The following is an 18,202-nucleotide window of genomic DNA, read 5'->3' on the forward strand; positions in this document are numbered from 1 at the left end:
ATATAGGTTAATAAATTTATTGATAATATATTGTGTTATCATGAATCGACTAACCTTAACTTTTTGTGCAACAGTGCTCACTGGCGCGCTTACATTTGCCCAAACCATTGACTATTCAGGACCCGTCAGCACTGCTATGGGTTTTACAAAAGTGTTTGACAATTCCTCCATGTCAGGACTTAATAATGTGGCTAACCTGGCTTCATTTGAACATTACGCAGTAGGAGCCGCCTATCAGATGCGTTTCAATATGGATGAGTTGAGTTCGCGGGCCGCAACACTAGTCGCGCCTAACAGGTTTGGCACATTTGGAGGTGTCATTTTTCAGAGTGGCTATTCTAAGAGTAATTATAGTCGCTACGCCTTTAGCTACAGTCGTTTGTTTGGTGAAAGAGTTTCGGCCGGTCTGCAGTTTAATTACCTGACTCATCAAATTGAAGGAGCTGATCCTGCCAATTCATTTTATACGAGTCTTGGGCTTAACTTCCTGATCTCGGAACAGTGGGCTGTTGGAGTTTTTATACAGAATCCGGAACAGAGTGAACTCAGTTACCAATCCACCAGCTATGCAATACCCGTTTTATTCAATGCGGGTTGCCGCTGGCACCCCACTTCGCATTTTACGTTGATTGTAGAAGCAGAAAAGCAACTGGAGCGCAACCTTATTTATAAAACAGGTATTCAGTTTAGTTTTAATGAACGGTTATTTGCGCGTGGAGGAATAAAAAGCAACCCTGTTGAAATGACCTTTGGCGGGGGTGTTCGCTTTGCTGGATTTTTCATTGATGCTGGTTTTGCGCATCATCAGCAGTTGGGAATGACTTCAGGAGTGGGACTGAGCTATTCATTTAACCGAAAACACCCTTAGTTATGAAGCGCTTGATCTTTTTATTCACAGTCTGCCTCATGCCTTTAGGTGCTATTTCACAACAAGCCGGAGACATACAAAAGCTCATTGGCGACATGCTTGAATCGTTAGCTGATAAACAATTGCTACAAGCCGACTATGAAGAGCTGGTGAACGACTTAATCGCCCTGAATCAGCAGCCCATCAACCTCAATACCGCCACTAAAAGTGATTTGGAGCAATTGTTTTTCCTGACTGACTATCAAATAGAAAATTTCCTGTACTACCGTTATACCAATGGACCGCTTTATAGCATATATGAACTACAGGCTGTTGAGCGGATGGATAGTCTCACTATTTCAAATATGCTGCCTTTTGTGGTGGTTGAGGAAGTCGGTAGGGCTCCGTCCAAAAGAGTAATGGGGCAAATCATGGCACGTGTCCAAAGTACTTTTCAAACACCGCTTGGCTACAAGCCTAAAAATGGCTCTGTAGCGGCGGCTTACCTTGGTGAAAAAGAAAAATGGATGACGCGTGGACGTATTGGGTTTGGCGATAGAGTGGAAGCTGGATTCACACTTGAGAAAGACCAGGGCGAACAAGCTTTCCCGGAGTATTTCCCGGCAGCCGACTTTACATCAGGTTTTTTGCGACTTAATCAGCCTTTGAAGTTTATTGATACATGGATAGTTGGCGACTATCGCTTGTCTTTTGGACAGGGGCTGGCTGTGTGGACCGATATGGCCTTTTCTAAATCACCTGAAACGGCACAGTTACGCCGTCGTCCCAAAGGCATTAACTCTTACACATCTGTCAACGAAAGCTCTTTTTTAAGAGGCACTGCCTTGCAGCTTAAATTTGGCAGATGGGAGGTGTCTCCATTCGTGTCCTATAAAAAACGCGATGCTTCGACTTTGGAAGACTCGGTGGAGAATCAGTATTTATCTTCTTTACAAGAAACCGGTTATCATCGCACTTTAACCGAGCTGTCGAACAGGTATGCTGTTAATGAACTGGTGTATGGCGGGCGTATAGGGTATCACCATCATTTATTTCAGCTGGAGACAGGTTATGCTAACTGGTCCATCGATCAAGCGATTGCTCCCAAAGAACACCTGAAGGACAAATACCGATTTACCGGAAGTCACCAGGAGAGTGTATGGCTGTCTCATTCCATTTTTCTGAACAGGCTGATGATTTTTGGTGAAGTGGCGCTGCAGAACCAGGTCGATTATGGCATTTACCAGGGGATGACCTACAATGCGGGAAACGATGTAGTGGTTTCTGTTGCTTATCGGAAATACAGCAGAGGATATACGGCTATTTTATCCAATCCTTTCTCCGAATCATCAACACCTGCTGGCGAGTCTGGTTTATTTGCATCCATGAGTTTTAAGCCACTGGCAAAACTGGAACTAAAGGCCTTTGCTGATGTGTTTTCATATGATTGGTTACGATACAATGTGTACCGCCCTTCCGATGGATTCGAATGGTTTTTACAGGCTGATTATCGTATTAATGACGTCCATTCGGCTTATCTGCGCTATAAGTCAAGCCAAAAGGAGATTAATGGCTATCAAAGTACCGCCAATTATGAGATTAACACCTATCAAAAGGATAATATTCGCCTGTTTTATGCCTTAAATTCCGGTGAGAAGTGGCGCTTTCAAACCCAGATAGAATATGCTTTCTACGATGAAAGTGAGCAGGAGTCGAACGGTTGGATGGCCTTTCAGGATATTCGCTTTAAGGCCAGTCAACGTTACAGTATGTCGTTGCGTTATGTGCTGTTCGACATCGATGATTATGACAGTCGCATCTACAGTTACGAACCCGATGTGTTGTATGCCTTTACCATACCGGCCTATCTCAATGCTGGTTCTCGCGTAATATGTAATCTGAGTTATTCGCCACTGCCAAATCTTCGTCTTTGGGGCCGCCTTGCTCACACAAGTTACACTAACCTTGACGAGATAGGTTCTGGTAATCAGTTAATCAAAGGCCATCAGTTCACAGAATGGAAACTGCAGCTTCAATATCGTTTTTAGTATAGGTGATGAATATCGGATAAAATGCCATCATGAAAGCCAGTATTAAGCTATTCCTATTTCGAATCATTTGCTATTTTTACAGTGAACAAATCACCTGTACCATGGAAAAGAAAAAGGAAAAAGCCATTGAAGCCTTTTACAATGGCAATAACTGCGCACAATCGGTTCTTAAGGCTTATGCAGATGAGTTAAAGTTTGACGAGGAACAAGCCTTGGCTTTAGCGCTTGGTTTTGGAGGTGGAATGGGCAAAATGCAAAAAGTCTGTGGTGCCGTTACAGGGGCTTATATGGTGATTGGATTGCACAATTCAAAGGCCATTGCCGATTATGATGAGCGAAAAGAGAAAACCCCTGAGATGGTACAGGCGTTTCGCAAGCAGTTCTGCCAACGGCACCAGACTGACCAGTGCGTCCACCTTTTAGGTTGCGATATACGAACCGATGCAGGCAGGCAATACTTCAATGACCATAGGCTGAAAGACAAGGTTTGCTCCAAGTGCATTGAGTCTTCGCTACAGATATTGGATGAACTTTTTAAACACTAATGCATGCGAATACTCCATACCTCAGATTGGCACATTGGGCAAAAGTTGCATGGTAATGATCGGGAAGAAGAACATCAACTTTTCTTCGATTGGTTGAAGCAAAAGATTAATGAATTACAAATAGATGTTTTATTGGTGGCTGGTGATGTTTTCGATGTGGGCTTTCCATCCAATAGTGCGCTTAAGTTGTATTATAACTTTTTGACGTCTCTCATTCATACGCACTGCAGCCAGGTGATCATTACAGGCGGTAATCATGATTATATCAGTACGCTTGAAGCACCTTCTGAAATTCTTTCGGCCTTAAACATACAGGTAATAGGCGGTGCCAAATCATCAATTACGGATGAAGTTATTGAGCTGAGCGTCAACGGACAAACCGAATGTGTAGTAGCGGCCGTGCCATTTTTACGCGATAAAGATATCCGGCAGGTGAATGCGGGGGAGTCCTATGAAGACAGTGTGAAAGCTACCAATCAAGGCATTGTCAAACATTATGAGCAAGTAGCGATGGAGGCGAAAGCATATAAATGCCCGATAATTGCCATGGGACACTTGTATGTGCAGGGAGCTGGTTTATCGGACAGTGAGCGCGATATTCATATAGGTAACCTGGCTGGCCTGCAGGCAACATCATTCCCCAATGTATTTGATTATGTGGCCTTGGGACACATTCATCGGCCCCAAAAGTTATCGGTTGATGGAAAAATACGCTATTCAGGTTCGCCACTGCCTTTGAGCTTTTCAGAACGAAAGGATAATAAGCAACTGGTGTTACTGGATGTACACAAGGATCAAGCAATTGAAATTACAGAGCTAAGAGTCCCCAGTTTCAGAAAGCTTATTCGTGTAAGCGGCACTTTTGAGGAGGTGAAGACAGCATTAAAAAATTACCGGGGAGAATCACAACTGGCCGATTGGGCTGAAGTGGTGGTTGAGGAAGAGCAAATGGATACGACCATTCGCCAGAATTTTGAGAAACTGATTGAGGAAACAAATCAGACAGACAACAATTTAATGTTGATAAAACCCTTGCTGAAGTTTGCAGGCGGGAATGAAATGGATGATAGTGTTGTGACGATTGCCTTGAGTGATTTAAGTGTACAAGATGTATTCAGCAGCCTTTTGGACAATAAACAAGTGAGCAACGTTGATACCCTTAACCAAACATTCGCCGAATTGTTGGATCAGTTTTATCATCAGACGGAAAAAGAATAGTGCATGCAGTTACTTCATTTACGCATCAAAAACCTGAACTCTCTTAAAGGAGAACACCATATAGATTTTGTGGATGGCCCGTTGGGGGCTACTGGTTTATTTGCCATTACGGGCCCAACCGGAGCCGGAAAATCAACAATCCTGGATGCCATTACCCTCGCACTTTATAACCAAACACCAAGGAGCGGTGCCGTTTCGAAGAATGATATTGCCCGCCTGGGAAGCATTATTACGCGTAACACCGAAGAGGCGTGGGCTCAACTAGACTATCGTACTAAAGGAGTGACCTATCGCTCGCATTGGGGTATTTCTGTGAACCGTAACGGAAATTTGCGCGATTACTCATTGGTATTGTCAAGGCAAGAAGCCGACGGGACTTTTGTGGCACTGGATGTTAAGCGTAATGAGGTACCCAGGTATAATGCTCAACTAATCGGGTTGAATTTCGATCAGTTTTTGCGTTCCATATTACTATCTCAGGGCGATTTTGCCCGCTTTCTTAAGTCGAATGCCAATGAGCGTGGTGAGTTACTCGAGAAAATTACTGGGACCGAGATATACCGCGAGATAGGCAAGACCTGTTTTGAAAGACAAAAAGCAGAAAATGATGTACTCAGGCAACTACAACTGCAGCTCGAAGGCATAGAGTTATTACCCGAAGAGCAAGTGCTGCAGTTAGAAAAGGAACTGCTTGAAATTGACGGTTCGACCAAAGAGCAACGTCAGCATATTGACGAGTTGAGAAATCAACAACGTCTGGTGGAAGAATACTCTCAAGTAAAAAATGATGTTGGGCTGACCGAAGAGAAACTGATGGCTGTCAAACAGCAAAAGGAAGCTTTTGAGCCGGATCAGAAAAGGTTGCAGCAGCATTTGAAGGTGCTGCCTCTGAAAGCTGATATTGTAGCTATTCAGGGTCAACGAAATTTACTAAAAGATAAGCGTAAAGAGTTTAAAACAAATGAAGAGCAACTGGCAGCTTATGCGCGTGAACAGTCAACGCTGAATGAGGAAAAAGCTGAACTTAGTCAGCTGATAGAACAGCATAAATTTAGGGAAGAAGAGCTGCGACCCATCATCAAACAGGTGCGCTTACTGGATGAAGCGATCAGGCTGGAAGACAGTTCTTTGTTGCGCTTAAGGAAAACGGCTGATGAAGAAGGTAAGCTCATTGATAACCTGCATAAAGAATTAAAAGAGCAGGATGCGAAGCTTGAGCAGTTGGAGGTCACCCAAAAGGAGCTGCATACGTTTATTGATGCTAACAAGCAATTGGAGCGACTGGCCGAACAGCTGCCCCTAATTAAGCAGACATCAGCAGTAGTGGTATCATTACAGAAAGTGGCGGAATCAAAGCAACAGGAGCTGGAGTCATCACCTACTAAGCAGCAATTGGAGAGTGTGCAGCATGTGGCAGATAAAAAGGAGATTCTGTCCAAAGCCATAGATCAGAGTCAGGCATTTATTGCTGAGAAAAAACAATCACTTGGTTCTCGTTTAAATGATAAAGAGCAGCTGTATGAGACGCTAAAAATCGCTCAGCAGAAAGATCGCTCACTGGAAAAGGCCCTTGAACTGGAAAAGGCCCGTGTGGAGATGACGCAGGAACAACAATATTTATCTGTTGCTTTAGATAAGGCATCCAAGGAGTTGTTAGTGAATGAGAATAAGCTTCAGGTGATAGAGAAGGCTCAACTAATTAACATCAAGCATGTTGAGGAATTAAAAGCCAAACGCGAGCGTGAGCTGCTGGAGGCCAAATATGATGAGGCGCGTAAAATGCTCAAACCCGAAGAAGCCTGTCCCTTATGTGGCTCTCAGGAGCATCCCTTTGTGGAGCATTACACTGTCAATGCTAATGAGACAGAGGCCAAGTTAGCTAAGAGAAACGAAGAACAGCTAAATTTAAAAAATGAAGAGAAGCAACTGATTGCTGAAGTATCGCGGTTAAAGTCCTCTATTATTGCTTATAAGCAGCAGATAAGACAAGTAGAGCTTAAAGCTGTAGAGTATAGAAAAACTGTTGAAGGACTGGTTAACGACATGGAGATGAAGTTATCTCCAATTAGTCAGAAAAAGATACTGGAAGAAAAAGAACATCTGACAAAGCAACTGATGGAACTCGAACAGACTATCAGGTTGGTAGAGCAATTTAATACGGCTGTTTCGCGCAGTAAAGATTTCCAGAATCTGTTGGAGCAGTTGGAGAATCTTTCATCAGAGCAACTTAAGTATTATCAGTTTTTAAAGCACTACAATATTGATACCAACATGGCTTCGGCTAAGTCATCCATTGAACTGCTTGAACAAAAACTTCAACACTATCAGGCTAAGCATGAAGCCTTGCAAGCCAACGAGAAGCAGTTGCTACAACTGAAAGTAAGTCGTGATGAAAAGGGAGCACAGTTAAAGAAAACCATGGGGCGTTTTGCTGATCTTGATAAAGAACTGGAACTCGCTGAGAAATCAGTGAATGCAAAACATGCAGAGCGGGAAAAACTGTTTGGCAAGCAAATGCCTGATGAGGTGGAGCAGACGTTGAAGCAGCAGGCGGAGCAGATTGCAAATAGAGACAATGAATTGAAAATTAAGCTAAAAGAAAATTCTACCTTAACAGCGACATTAACTAAGCGTCAAGAAGTATTAAATGCTCAGGTACAAACAGATGAGCAACGATTGACGTCTGATTCAAACGCTTTGCTGAAGCGCCTCGAAGCACACAAGCTAGCCAGTATTGATGCTGCATTGAATAATTTATTAGCCGAACAAGAAGTGCAGCAGCTGGAAAGTCGGCAAAAGGAAATTATTACAACAGAAAACCGCTTAGAGCACTCACTGAAAGACCATAAGGCCAGGTTATCGAAACTTGAAGAAAAAGCCAGCGAATTGCCAGGCAAAGAAGTGATAGTTGAAGCTCTTAGGGCGAAAGAAATCCTATTGAATGAGGCGCTTGGAAAGGCAGGCGCCTTATCAGAGCGTGTAAAGGCAGATAAAAGTAACAAGGCCAAACATAAGGAGAAAGCTTTGTTAATAGAAAAGCAGGAGCAGGTGGTCAATCGCTGGAATGATTTGACTCTACTCATAGGTGATGCAACCGGAAATAAATTCGCCAGGTTTGCTCAGGAGTTAACACTCAAACAAGTTTTACAGCTGGCTAACCATCATCTGGAAACTTTAAGTGATCGCTACAAGGTTAAGCACATTAAAAACGACAACCTGGACGATCTGTTTGTGGTTGATTTATACCACGGTAATGCCGAAAGATCGGTTAAGACTCTGTCTGGTGGAGAAAGTTTTCTGGTAAGTTTAGCTCTTGCCCTTGGCTTATCTGATTTGGCAGGGCAAAATACCGTTATTGGCAGCTTGTTTATCGATGAAGGTTTTGGAACACTTGATCAGAATACGCTGGACCTTGCGCTATCGGCACTTGAAAGGCTGCAGCTTGAGACTAACCGCACCATTGGTATAATCAGTCATGTGCCGGCACTCAAAGAGCGTGTTACTACACAGATAGAATTAAAAAAGGACGCAGCCGGTTACAGTACTTTTACGGTGCGAAGCTAAATGTCAGCTAACAATCCGGCTGCCTTATTGTAACCCAGCTCTATCATTTCATCAGCTTTGTGAAAATCGAGGGTCCCACAGGCATTACGCGCAATCTCAATTAAATAGTCTGGTGGGTAAGCGGCCAGCTTTTGTCGTGCAATGGTATTCTGCATAGCATCAAAAGCCTGATCGGCAATCTGATACATGCCCGATTGGCTTTGTTGCGGCTCTTTTATATTCTTTCTCCATAAAGTGGAAGTTTTATTGCTTGAAGCAGTAGGCTTATTCTCTAAAGTAACGGACTTGGCACCAAGGTTCACAGCTATAATCAGGTCGCTGTTATCACTAAAAACAGGCGCAATTGGGATGGGATTCAATACACCACCATCAATCAGCTCGGTATTATTAATATTAACCGGTGTAAGAAACAATGGTAATGAAATAGAGGCTCTGATGGCATCAAATAAGTTACCTTCCGACAGCCATACCTCCTTCTCATTTTTAACATCAGCTGCAACGGCAACAAACTTAATCGGAAGTCGCTCAATATGTGTGTCTCCTATAAGGTCCTTAAGCTTATTAATTAGTTTTTCACCTTTGATTAGTCCGCTGCTGCCCCAGGAAATGTCCATATAAGAAGCAATATCCACTAAGGTGAGTGACCGTACCCATTCTTCAAACTTGTCCAGTTGTCCGGCTGCGTAAATGCCACCTATTACCGAACCAATTGAGCAGCCAGAAATGGAATGAATGGTGTAGTTGTTTTCCAGAAGCCAGCGAATAATACCGATGTGGGCTAATCCTCTTGCTCCGCCGCTTCCGAGTACGAGTGACACCGTTTTATTGTTATTGTTTCTTTTCATGATGCAATTGTTATAATTGATTGAAACTGTAATACAAAATATCACTTTTTCTTTGTAAGTCCACTTATAACAGGTCTGTTAGCCTAATTTGAAATAATTGCTTAAATTATGACAATTGTTATAAGTACTCATTTACCTGTTTATATTCGTCATAAGTAATGGTAATTTAATCATATTTTTTTGTGCAATTACCAGTATACACCTATTTTCACGTCCATTATCGAAGTAGATTATATTAGGGAGATAATTGACTTCGGACATAAGACTCATTGGGATTAACGGCTAAAGCACCAGTTTTTGTTGGTGGCCGGTGCATGCACCGGTAATGTGCAGTAGTTATGCTGATGAGATTCTTTTGTCGTTAAGCTGATAAGTCTCTCCGGGTCGTTTGTCTTGCCGGATATATTGATTATACATTTAAATTGATATACATGCATAACAAACAACAAACATGAGAAAATCAATCTTGTTAATCTGCGTCTTATGCTTAGGCGCATTGTTAAGTGAGATGAAAGGGCAAACAGCCACTTTCAAAGCACTTTTCCTCTACAACTTTACTAAAAACATCGACTGGCCGGCTGAAGCTAATGGCTCTGATTTGGTAATCACCATTTTGGGTGACGATGATGTGAGTGCAGAATTGGAGAAGATTGCGAAGGTTAAAAAGGCCGGAAACAAAAGCATTAAGATTGTTCAGGCCCGAAGTGTGAAAGAAGTGGGTGATTCGCACATTGTATTTTTAGGCGCTGCCAAAAGCGCGTTAATGCAGACATTGAGTTATGAGCAACAGGATAAACCTGTGCTGCTGGTGGCCGATAAAGGTGGCTTATGTAAGCAGGGTGCAGGTATTTCTTTTGTAACCATCAGTGGTAAGTTACGTTACGAAATCTGTCCTGCATTAATCGAATCACACAACCTTAAAGTCACACAAAAAATAATAAGTCTGGGCATTGAAGTCCAATAGCAACAACTGTTTAAAGTCGTAAAAATGTTAAAAACAAAATACATTATCATCGTATTGTTTTCACTATTTGCCTGTGCTGGTGTAATGGCGCAAGAAGGTGAAAAAACTACTTTAACCAAAGAAAAAGTACTATCGATGACAACCGAGGAGTTGAGTGCCTTGTCACTCGAAGATCTGATGTCAGCCATTGATGTAGTAGGTGTATCATCGCTCGAAGAACTGTATGAGCTATTGCTGAATAAAGATGTGACGTCCGCATCAAAATCAGAAGAGAGCCTTTTCGATTCACCATTATCAACAACTGTATTGTCACATGACCAGATTATTGCTTCAGGTGCAACAACTATTGAAGAGGCTTTGCGCCTTGTGCCAGGTTTGATTGTGCGCGAAAAAACCAATGGTAATTTTGATGTGCATATCCGTGGTAACGACAATCTGCCAGCTAAAAACATGCTGTTGTATTCCGAAAACATGAATACACTGGTAATGATTAATGGCCGTCCGGTATTTAACTACTCGCACGGAGGAACATTATGGGAAACACTGCCAGTTGGCTTCGAAGATATTGATCGTATTGAAGTGGTACGTGGACCATCCAGTGCACTTTACGGACCTAATGCGCTGTCAGGTGTAATTAATATTATTACACAAACCATTACCGACGAATCGCCTTTGGTGTCGGGTAATGTGCAGGCAGGTAGTTTAAATACATTAATTGGTGATATTGCTTATCGTGAAAAGCTTAACGATAAAATAAGTATTGGAGTAACAGGTAATTTTGAAGCACGCGATCGTGAACGCGAAGAAATCCTGATATACGATCGTGGTGGTTCGCAATATTCGTTGGATGGTCAGCCTGTAGATCCCGGATATTTTAATATTGGAGAGATTAATCGTATGCGAAATGGTTCGTTACCTGTTTGGCCTCCATACGATGTGAAAGGTGAAAGATATGATATCTACAAGTCCTTTCCTGATCCTGAGCAAGCGAAAGAGCGTAGGGGTATTAATGCCTATTTGGATTACAAAGCATCTGAAAGTACAAATATCAGCTTAATGGCCGGGCATCAGAATTCGCAGGCTGTGACCTCAAGTATGGGTGATGTGCCAACTCCTTATACCACAAAAATTGCCTCTACTTCGTATGTTGATATGCGTGCTAATTATAAGGGACTTAGTGTGCAGGCTAATTACAATGGTGGAACCATCGACTACATGTCAGGTAATGAGGGTTTTGAGTTGGATAACCAGCAGCTTAACCTGCAGGCCGAATATGATTGGAATCTGGGTAAGGTAAGTATTCGTCCGGGTGTGAGCTATCAGTCAATGTCGTATGATGATTCGGAACACATTGCTAAAGTTGGTAACGGTTACCTAAATCAAAAGAGAACCATCAATATAATGGCTGGTAGTGCCCGTTTTGATTATCGCCCAACCGATAAATTGCGTTTGGTAGCTGCTTTGCGGGCGGAAAAATATAATAAACCTGATGATGTATATGCATCATGGCAGTTGGTTGGCTCCTATAAAATCAGTGACAACAACATTGTAAGAGCTGTTTATTCAAGAGCTAATCAATCATCATTCCTGGTGAATACGTATTCTAATTATACCTGGAATGTGGTAAATATGGAATATCCGCGTATTATGCAATTTGATGGTAATGAAGATCATGATTTGAAAACAATGGACATGTTTGAGATTGGTTATCGTACGAGACCAGCTAAAAGCTTATTCCTGGATATTGAGGCTTTTTACACAATATCTGAAGATTTTGGTGCATTAATGCCTTCTTCAACTTCTTTTGCAGTGTTTAATCCTCTGGACGTGGCAATGACCGGGGCAACTCCTGATGTTAACGGTATTGTTAATATCAATTATCAAAACATGGATCTTGTGGCTAAGCAACAAGGTGTAACAGCTTCTTTCGATTGGGTTATTTCTGAGAAACTAGTGGCTAATGGTAACTTTACCTATCAGCAAACTAAATTGGATAATTACTTTCCTTTAAACAGAAATGAAGTGGTTGGCTATCAGGCCGGTGTTTTAAGTGCTGATCCGGATTTGCCAACTAAGATAGGACAGGCAATTGCAGAGTACGTTGGAGGAGTGCAAGGAGGAACAATAAACCCGGAAGAGCAGACATATGCCATTGTTTCCTCAACAGGAGGAGTACCTGATGTAGAGCAAGACGATTATGAACACAAAGCCACACCATCCTATTTTGGAGGTTTCTCATTGACTTATCGCCCTTGTAAAAAGCTTGAAATTTTCCCGCAAGCCTATTTCTTTGGTGAGCAAACGTTCGAAAACCAGTACAGTACCGAAACAATTGCAGGCAAGTTTTTATTGAATGCCAAGGTGAGTTACAAAGCGAACGATAACCTTACTTTCTTTGTAAACGGGCGAAATATCCTGAATATGAAAGACAGAGAATTTGCTTACATGGATGAAATACCTGGCATGGTGCTGGGCGGATTAAATTTTAAATTCTAACGAGAATTATATCCTGACAAGTTTCAGGCACAACATCTTAAAAAAGGAAAGCCATCTCATTGCGGGATGGCTTTTTGTATACGATAGTTTTCTGTTACTGAAACGGATTACTTTCGAATGGGTTACTGTTGAGTTGTGTATTGGTAGCTTGTGCAGCACCTTTAGGTTTACCTCCGGCCCCCCAGCCTCCGCCTTGCCCGTTACCATTGCCTAGTACATTGCTCATCATTACCAGCGATATACTTTTATCAATAGTTATTTGAGTTATTTGTGGCCTTGTATACCTTTTCTTCATTAACGGATAGCTTTCCCCAACTTCATCGCAGTGCAATAGAATTATATAATCAGGCACTGCAATGCATAAATCCTATTGATTGCTATCCTACGAATTACGCGACTAATGGTTACTTTTTGCTGCAAATAACTTGGAAACCCTCCAGTGTTGAGTAACCGAAAGACTGTTAATGAGAACCAAATCCTTGTATCTTATTTTAAACGCATCACAAAAAAACTTCTCTACTTTTCAAATTTCAACTATTTTTGTGCTTCTGATTAAAAATCATAACAATATAATATGGCACAAGAGGACGTTTTTAAGAAGCTGGTGGCTCACTGTAAGGAGTACGGTTTTGTTTTTCAGTCAAGCGAAATCTATGATGGATTAGGCGCTGTTTACGATTATGCGCAAAATGGAGTTGAGTTAAAGAATAACATCAAAAAATACTGGTGGGATGCCATGGTGTTGTTACACGAAAATGTGGTGGGTATTGACTCAGCCATTTTTATGCACCCAACTACCTGGAAGGCTTCGGGCCATGTGGATGCTTTTAACGATCCCTTGATTGATAACAAAGATTCTAAAAAACGTTATCGTGCCGATGTGTTGGTTGAGGACTTAATTCAGAAGTTCGAAGAGAAAATCAACAAGGAAGTTACGAAAGCTAAAAAGCGTTTTGGTGAGTCTTTTGACGAGGCACAGTTCCGCGAGACGAATCCGCGTGTATTGGCTAATCAGAAGAAGATTGATGAGGTGCACACCCGCTTTGCCAAAGCATTAAATGATAATGACCTGGAAGATTTGCGTCAGATCATCGTTGATTATGAAATCGCCTGTCCTATTTCAGGTACCAAGAACTGGACCGATGTGCGTCAGTTCAACCTGATGTTCTCAACCGAAATGGGTTCTACAGCCGATGGTGCGCAGAAAATCTATTTACGTCCCGAAACAGCCCAGGGTATTTTTGTGAACTACCTGAATGTGCAGAAAACTGGTCGTATGAAGCTGCCATTTGGTATTGCCCAGATCGGTAAAGCCTTCCGTAACGAGATTGTGGCCCGTCAGTTCATTTTCCGTATGCGTGAGTTCGAACAGATGGAAATGCAATTCTTTGTACGTCCGGGTGAAGAGATGAAGTGGTTCGAATACTGGAAAGGTGCCCGCCTGCGTTGGCACAAATCGCTGGGTATGGGTGAGGAGAAATACCGCTACCACGACCATGAGAAACTGGCGCACTATGCCAATGCAGCTACCGATATCGAGTTCAAAATGCCTTTTGGTTTTAAAGAAGTGGAAGGTATCCACTCGCGTACCGACTTCGATTTGTCGCAGCACCAGGAATTCTCAGGTAAGAAAATCCAGTACTTCGATCCTGAGCTGAACAAAAGCTATGTGCCATATGTGGTAGAAACATCTATTGGTGTGGATCGCATGTTCCTGAGCATCATGGCCGGAGCTTACAACGAGGAAGAGGTAGAGGGTAAAGATGGTAAGAAGGAAACACGCGTGGTACTGAATCTGCCGCCGGTATTGGCGCCAATCAAACTGGCCGTTATGCCTTTGGTAAAGAAAGACGGATTGCCTGAAAAGGCACGTGCCATTATTGATGAGTTGAAGTTTGATTTCAACTGTCAGTACGATGAGAAGGATAGTATTGGTAAGCGCTACCGTCGTCAGGATGCCATTGGTACACCATTCTGTGTAACAGTTGATCACCAGGCGCTGGAAGACGATACAGTAACCATCCGTTACCGCGATACCATGGAGCAGGAACGTGTGAAGATTGCTGATCTGCAAGGTATCATCAGTAAGAAGGTGAGCATGCGCGAGGCGTTTAAGAATTTGTAGAAGTCAGTTGATAGTTATAAGGCTGAAGGCAGAAATTGCCGGATGCAACAAAATAGTAATAAGCCCGGCTGTTGAATCAGTCGGGCTTTTTATATCAAACTTTATATCAGAATTCAGAAACCTGAATCATAAACCATCGTACTAAACAACGGATTATACATAGAAAAACCTCACATGAATAAACAAATTAAATGGCTAAGCTATTGGGCTTCAATAACCGGTTTAGTCTTTCAGTTAATTGCTTTTCTGCCTCTTCAGCCACTAAAGACAACAATAGACCTGATTAACTATTCGTCATATTTAAGCCCGGGCATCAACCTTTCGTTTATTCGAAACAGCTTATTCGAATATAGAAACAGTGACAACCCATTTGTAGCCAACTACTTTCTGCTGGCTTTTTATTTTGTTATGCTTGTAGGTGCTATGTTATATGCTAAAAGCAAGGGCAAAGAAAAGCGCTTGCTGGCTTTCTCATTTTCGATAATTGCTCTTTTCAAGGCGTTTTCCATTTTGGTTATAATTATTAGTTATATCAAGTATTTTGCCATGTATAGTGGAGCTTCGCATGCAATCTTTGCTCTTAACCTTCTGGTTGCAGCAGGCTGGACATTTATAGCCCATCATGCGCTTAAACTACTTTTGGCCAATACCGAAGTCATGAAAAGTACAAACGATAGTGCGCTTAGTCTGTTGATATATCAGAAAGCCAGCCTGAATCAACGATTCATTCATCATATACTTGATTTGATAATGAGCATTCTAATGTTCTCAGGTGCTTTGGTTGCTATTTTTCGTGAGGAACTATCTGGTTTAGCATCTCTTGCAGGAGAAAGAACCGTTATCTACCTCATAATATTTGTCAGTCGTTTTATATACTTAATAATGTTCGAAGGATTGTTGGGTATAAGTCCGGCCAAGCTCTTAACTTCCTCTATTGTAATCAACGAAAATGGTTCTTCCATTGGTTTTAAGGCGGCTTTTTTACGCACGCTGAGCAGGCATATTCCTTTAGAAGCATTTTCGTTTTTTGGCGATAACGGATGGCATGATACCATTTCGAAAACAATGGTTGTTAAAACCAATAGTGAAGGTTTTTCGGCCACCCGATTTTTATGGTTTATCCCAGCATTTATCGCCATGGGCATTTGTGGATATGTTGGCCATGAACTATACGATGATTATAAAAGTTATAAGTACCAGGAAGGTAAACATGAAGATAAGATTAGCGCTATTCAAAGGAAATTGACGAACTTAAATACGTCATACCTGATTAAATTTGAGGATGTTGAGAGTTCTTACTTTTCATCACCGGCTTATTACTTAAAGGTGGAGGAAGTAAAAGACGATGTCATTTCGGCTTCCATATTATTTATTGAAAATCCCTACCAATATAAAAACAGCGAGCTGGAAGCCTTGTATTTAAAGAACAAAGCCTTTTCAGATAGTATTATGCTTAATAAATCATTACTCGCTGAAGCAATGACTTTAAAATATGATGATTATAAGAAAGGCGATCGTCGGGGTATTGATCTGTTTAAGGATGGTAAGCGTTATGAAATTGAAAAAATATACCGCCTGTTTGCCCCAGCCATTGAAGATAAGGGAACAGGAGGCATGGGCAATGGTACTTTAAGCCTTAGAATGTGTAACTATGGCTGGCCATGCGACTTAGTAGAGATTGAAAACATCGAAGGTGATATGATTTGGGAAAATCAACTGCCCCAAAGGCTTGAAACGACTAATTACGATTCTTTTGGTTCATTTAGACTTGAAGCAAGCAATGTAACACGTGGCAAAAACTATGCGTTTATTTTTACAGTGCAAGATTCATTAGGCAATCGTTATAGATATCAGGTGAAGGGTTTAAATATGGAGCGCAAGTGCCAGGTGGTAGAGGAAATACTTGTTGACTAAAACTTAGCTGCCGGATGACTGCCTAAATCAAAGTTTATGACATCCGGCAAGCTTCTTTACTGAAATTAATCTTTCTTAGATTTTGTTTGCTCTTTCTTCTTTAACTTTTCTTCTTCCAATTTTTTTTCTTCTTCTTGTCGTTTCTTCCATTCCTCAACGGTTTCAAACTTGGGTGCATCCGGATCTCCATCGCGGTAGCCTTCTTTGTATTCTGGGTATTCATCGTAGCCACTACCAGAGATGCCAATGCTCTTGCAGCCAGATAGGCCGATAAATAGTAGGAGACAGGCTCCATACACGAGATGCTTCATAATGTGATGTGTTAAGGTTATTACGAGTATTTAAAAATAGCAATAATAAATTGCATTGCTATATGATATTATACTTACTTATGGAGTATGAGGGATGCATAGAAATATTTACACCATCCTTTTGATGAGCATTTATTAAAAGTTTTGGTTTGCTTTGTGTAACTATTGACTTTTATTACACTATAGTCAATAAACGTTTTTATCATCTATATTAGCAGCCAAATAAAACTAAGGGTATGTCAGTTGTTTATGTTTCAGTCGCTTCATTGGCAATGAATCTTGTATTGGGGAAATACCGGGCTAACTACAGAAAGATGAGTATACCCTGGTGGTTACTCATCCATGCTTCGATACCGGTGTTGATACCCTTGCGCATATGGCTGGATACACCTGTTGCCTTTATTCCATTATTTATAGCGATTGCTATTTTAGGGCAATTTATAGGGGCGCGTTACCTGGTTCCTCGAGCAAAAGAAACAGATAAGGAATAAAACAACCTGACAGTATCGAGACCTTTTAATGAGCACACTTTAAAAACTGACTATTCCAGTTCCAATGTGTGCAGCATCCTCTTAAACTCTTCAAATGGCTCAGCTTTAAGCACCAGCTTTTCGGTGGTTAACGGATGTTCAAATTCCAGTTGATGGGCATGCAGCAGCATGGTGGTCATGTTCCAGCGCTCTTTAAACAAGCGGTTTTGCTTGTTGCAACCGTGCGGACGGTCGCCAATTATTGGGTGTCGCAGGTGGTTCAGGTGCTTACGTATCTGGTGCATGCGGCCTGTTTTGGGGTAAGCCTCAATCAACGAGTAGCGCGATGTGTCGAATTGACCAAACGGAACGGGCAGTTCGTTTCTCCTTATGGTTTTAAAGTGAGTAATAGCATCTTGTGTTTTACCGCGGTCATTGGTGAGGGCATAGTCCACCTCAATGGCATCAGGGAAGTAACCCCGTACGATGGCGATGTATGTTTTCTGCGTTTCCGGATTCTCAAAGATGGTTTTCAGCCTGGCTGCCATACGGCTGTTAAGCGCAAATACCAGTATGCCCGAAGTCTTCCGGTCAAGCCGATGCACCGGGTACACTGTTTTGCCAATCTGGTCGCGCACCATCTGCAGGGCAAACTCCTCAGCATCGGCCGCAATGGAGCTACGGTGCACCAGCAGGCCGTGCGGCTTGTTGATAACAACCATGTATTGATCTTGGAATATAATTTCGAGCATGCTGTGTAATTTGTTGCAAAGGTATTGGAAAAGCTGATAGCAGTTAGCCGATAGCTATTAGCTTTTTTTCTAATCCAATTACATTACGTATTTTCACATG

The 18,202-nt window shown here is 41.9% G+C and carries 14 protein-coding genes; 10 read left to right on the forward strand and 4 right to left on the reverse strand.

What is annotated here, in order from left to right; translation table 11 throughout:
- Positions 1-40 precede the first annotated feature (40 nt).
- From KEM09_RS00435 to KEM09_RS00455, 5 genes are all read left to right on the forward strand, one after another.
- Positions 41-868, forward strand: a complete 828-nt coding sequence (locus KEM09_RS00435; RefSeq protein WP_212223707.1) for a PorV/PorQ family protein — start codon at positions 41-43, stop codon at positions 866-868.
- Positions 869-870: 2 nt separating this feature from the next.
- Positions 871-2,895, forward strand: coding sequence for a helix-hairpin-helix domain-containing protein (locus tag KEM09_RS00440; RefSeq protein WP_212223708.1), 2,025 nt, complete (start codon positions 871-873; stop codon positions 2,893-2,895).
- A 104-nt stretch (positions 2,896-2,999) separates the two neighbouring features.
- Entirely contained in the window at positions 3,000-3,443 is a 444-nt protein-coding gene (locus KEM09_RS00445) for a C-GCAxxG-C-C family protein (protein ID WP_212223709.1), read from the forward strand.
- A gap of 3 nt (positions 3,444-3,446) precedes the next feature.
- Positions 3,447-4,661 (forward strand): exonuclease SbcCD subunit D C-terminal domain-containing protein, encoded by a 1,215-nt coding sequence (locus KEM09_RS00450; RefSeq protein ID WP_212223710.1) that lies wholly within the window; start codon positions 3,447-3,449, stop codon positions 4,659-4,661.
- Between the two features lie 3 nt (positions 4,662-4,664).
- Entirely contained in the window at positions 4,665-8,225 is a 3,561-nt protein-coding gene (locus tag KEM09_RS00455; protein ID WP_212223711.1) for an SbcC/MukB-like Walker B domain-containing protein, read from the forward strand.
- On the opposite strand, the gene KEM09_RS00460 is transcribed toward KEM09_RS00455, so the two are convergent.
- Complete coding sequence (locus KEM09_RS00460; RefSeq protein ID WP_212223712.1) at positions 8,222-9,070, reverse strand: patatin-like phospholipase family protein; 849 nt, start codon at positions 9,068-9,070, stop codon at positions 8,222-8,224. The two genes, KEM09_RS00455 and KEM09_RS00460, sit on opposite strands and share 4 nt — an antisense overlap.
- A 451-nt stretch (positions 9,071-9,521) precedes the next feature.
- Between KEM09_RS00460 and KEM09_RS00465 the strand changes: the two genes are divergently transcribed.
- On the forward strand, positions 9,522-10,034 hold the full coding sequence (locus tag KEM09_RS00465; protein ID WP_212223714.1) for a YfiR family protein: 513 nt from the start codon (positions 9,522-9,524) through the stop codon (positions 10,032-10,034).
- Positions 10,035-10,058: 24 nt separating this feature from the next.
- Positions 10,059-12,530, forward strand: a complete 2,472-nt coding sequence (locus KEM09_RS00470; protein ID WP_212223715.1) for a TonB-dependent receptor plug domain-containing protein — start codon at positions 10,059-10,061, stop codon at positions 12,528-12,530.
- Positions 12,531-12,624: 94 nt separating this feature from the next.
- Here the strand turns inward: KEM09_RS00470 and KEM09_RS00475 are convergent, their stop codons facing one another.
- On the reverse strand, positions 12,625-12,825 hold the full coding sequence (locus tag KEM09_RS00475) for a hypothetical protein (RefSeq protein ID WP_212223716.1): 201 nt from the start codon (positions 12,823-12,825) through the stop codon (positions 12,625-12,627).
- 279 nt (positions 12,826-13,104) lie between these two features.
- Here KEM09_RS00475 and KEM09_RS00480 point away from each other — a divergent pair, with 279 nt between their 5' ends.
- Both KEM09_RS00480 and KEM09_RS00485 read left to right on the forward strand, forming a co-directional pair.
- Complete coding sequence (locus KEM09_RS00480) at positions 13,105-14,655, forward strand: glycine--tRNA ligase (RefSeq protein WP_212223717.1); 1,551 nt, start codon at positions 13,105-13,107, stop codon at positions 14,653-14,655.
- Between the two features lie 174 nt (positions 14,656-14,829).
- On the forward strand, positions 14,830-16,569 hold the full coding sequence (locus KEM09_RS00485; protein ID WP_212223718.1) for an RDD family protein: 1,740 nt from the start codon (positions 14,830-14,832) through the stop codon (positions 16,567-16,569).
- Between the two features lie 65 nt (positions 16,570-16,634).
- On the opposite strand, the gene KEM09_RS00490 is transcribed toward KEM09_RS00485, so the two are convergent.
- Complete coding sequence (locus KEM09_RS00490) at positions 16,635-16,880, reverse strand: hypothetical protein (RefSeq protein ID WP_212223719.1); 246 nt, start codon at positions 16,878-16,880, stop codon at positions 16,635-16,637.
- A gap of 236 nt (positions 16,881-17,116) precedes the next feature.
- Between KEM09_RS00490 and KEM09_RS00495 the strand changes: the two genes are divergently transcribed.
- Entirely contained in the window at positions 17,117-17,371 is a 255-nt protein-coding gene (locus KEM09_RS00495; RefSeq protein WP_212223720.1) for a hypothetical protein, read from the forward strand.
- 50 nt (positions 17,372-17,421) lie between these two features.
- Here KEM09_RS00495 and KEM09_RS00500 read toward each other — a convergent pair whose 3' ends face one another.
- Entirely contained in the window at positions 17,422-18,102 is a 681-nt protein-coding gene (locus KEM09_RS00500) for a pseudouridine synthase (RefSeq protein WP_212223721.1), read from the reverse strand.
- Positions 18,103-18,202: the final 100 nt, after the last annotated feature.

Source organism: Carboxylicivirga mesophila, assembly GCF_018271975.1.
Classification (GTDB): domain Bacteria; phylum Bacteroidota; class Bacteroidia; order Bacteroidales; family Marinilabiliaceae; genus Carboxylicivirga; species Carboxylicivirga mesophila.

What these genes read in the sequence shown, in the direction of transcription:
- KEM09_RS00435 (WP_212223707.1), top strand. Translation starts at nt 41, where the DNA reads ATGAATCGACTAACCTTAACTTTTTGTGCAACAGTGCTCACTGGCGCG.
- KEM09_RS00440 (WP_212223708.1), top strand. Translation starts at nt 871, where the DNA reads ATGAAGCGCTTGATCTTTTTATTCACAGTCTGCCTCATGCCTTTAGGT.
- KEM09_RS00445 (WP_212223709.1), top strand. Translation starts at nt 3,000, where the DNA reads ATGGAAAAGAAAAAGGAAAAAGCCATTGAAGCCTTTTACAATGGCAAT.
- KEM09_RS00450 (WP_212223710.1), top strand. Translation starts at nt 3,447, where the DNA reads ATGCGAATACTCCATACCTCAGATTGGCACATTGGGCAAAAGTTGCAT.
- KEM09_RS00455 (WP_212223711.1), top strand. Translation starts at nt 4,665, where the DNA reads ATGCAGTTACTTCATTTACGCATCAAAAACCTGAACTCTCTTAAAGGA.
- KEM09_RS00460 (WP_212223712.1), bottom strand. Translation starts at nt 9,070, where the DNA reads ATGAAAAGAAACAATAACAATAAAACGGTGTCACTCGTACTCGGAAGC.
- KEM09_RS00465 (WP_212223714.1), top strand. Translation starts at nt 9,522, where the DNA reads ATGAGAAAATCAATCTTGTTAATCTGCGTCTTATGCTTAGGCGCATTG.
- KEM09_RS00470 (WP_212223715.1), top strand. Translation starts at nt 10,059, where the DNA reads ATGTTAAAAACAAAATACATTATCATCGTATTGTTTTCACTATTTGCC.
- KEM09_RS00475 (WP_212223716.1), bottom strand. Translation starts at nt 12,825, where the DNA reads ATGAAGAAAAGGTATACAAGGCCACAAATAACTCAAATAACTATTGAT.
- KEM09_RS00480 (WP_212223717.1), top strand. Translation starts at nt 13,105, where the DNA reads ATGGCACAAGAGGACGTTTTTAAGAAGCTGGTGGCTCACTGTAAGGAG.
- KEM09_RS00485 (WP_212223718.1), top strand. Translation starts at nt 14,830, where the DNA reads ATGAATAAACAAATTAAATGGCTAAGCTATTGGGCTTCAATAACCGGT.
- KEM09_RS00490 (WP_212223719.1), bottom strand. Translation starts at nt 16,880, where the DNA reads ATGAAGCATCTCGTGTATGGAGCCTGTCTCCTACTATTTATCGGCCTA.
- KEM09_RS00495 (WP_212223720.1), top strand. Translation starts at nt 17,117, where the DNA reads ATGTCAGTTGTTTATGTTTCAGTCGCTTCATTGGCAATGAATCTTGTA.
- KEM09_RS00500 (WP_212223721.1), bottom strand. Translation starts at nt 18,102, where the DNA reads ATGCTCGAAATTATATTCCAAGATCAATACATGGTTGTTATCAACAAG.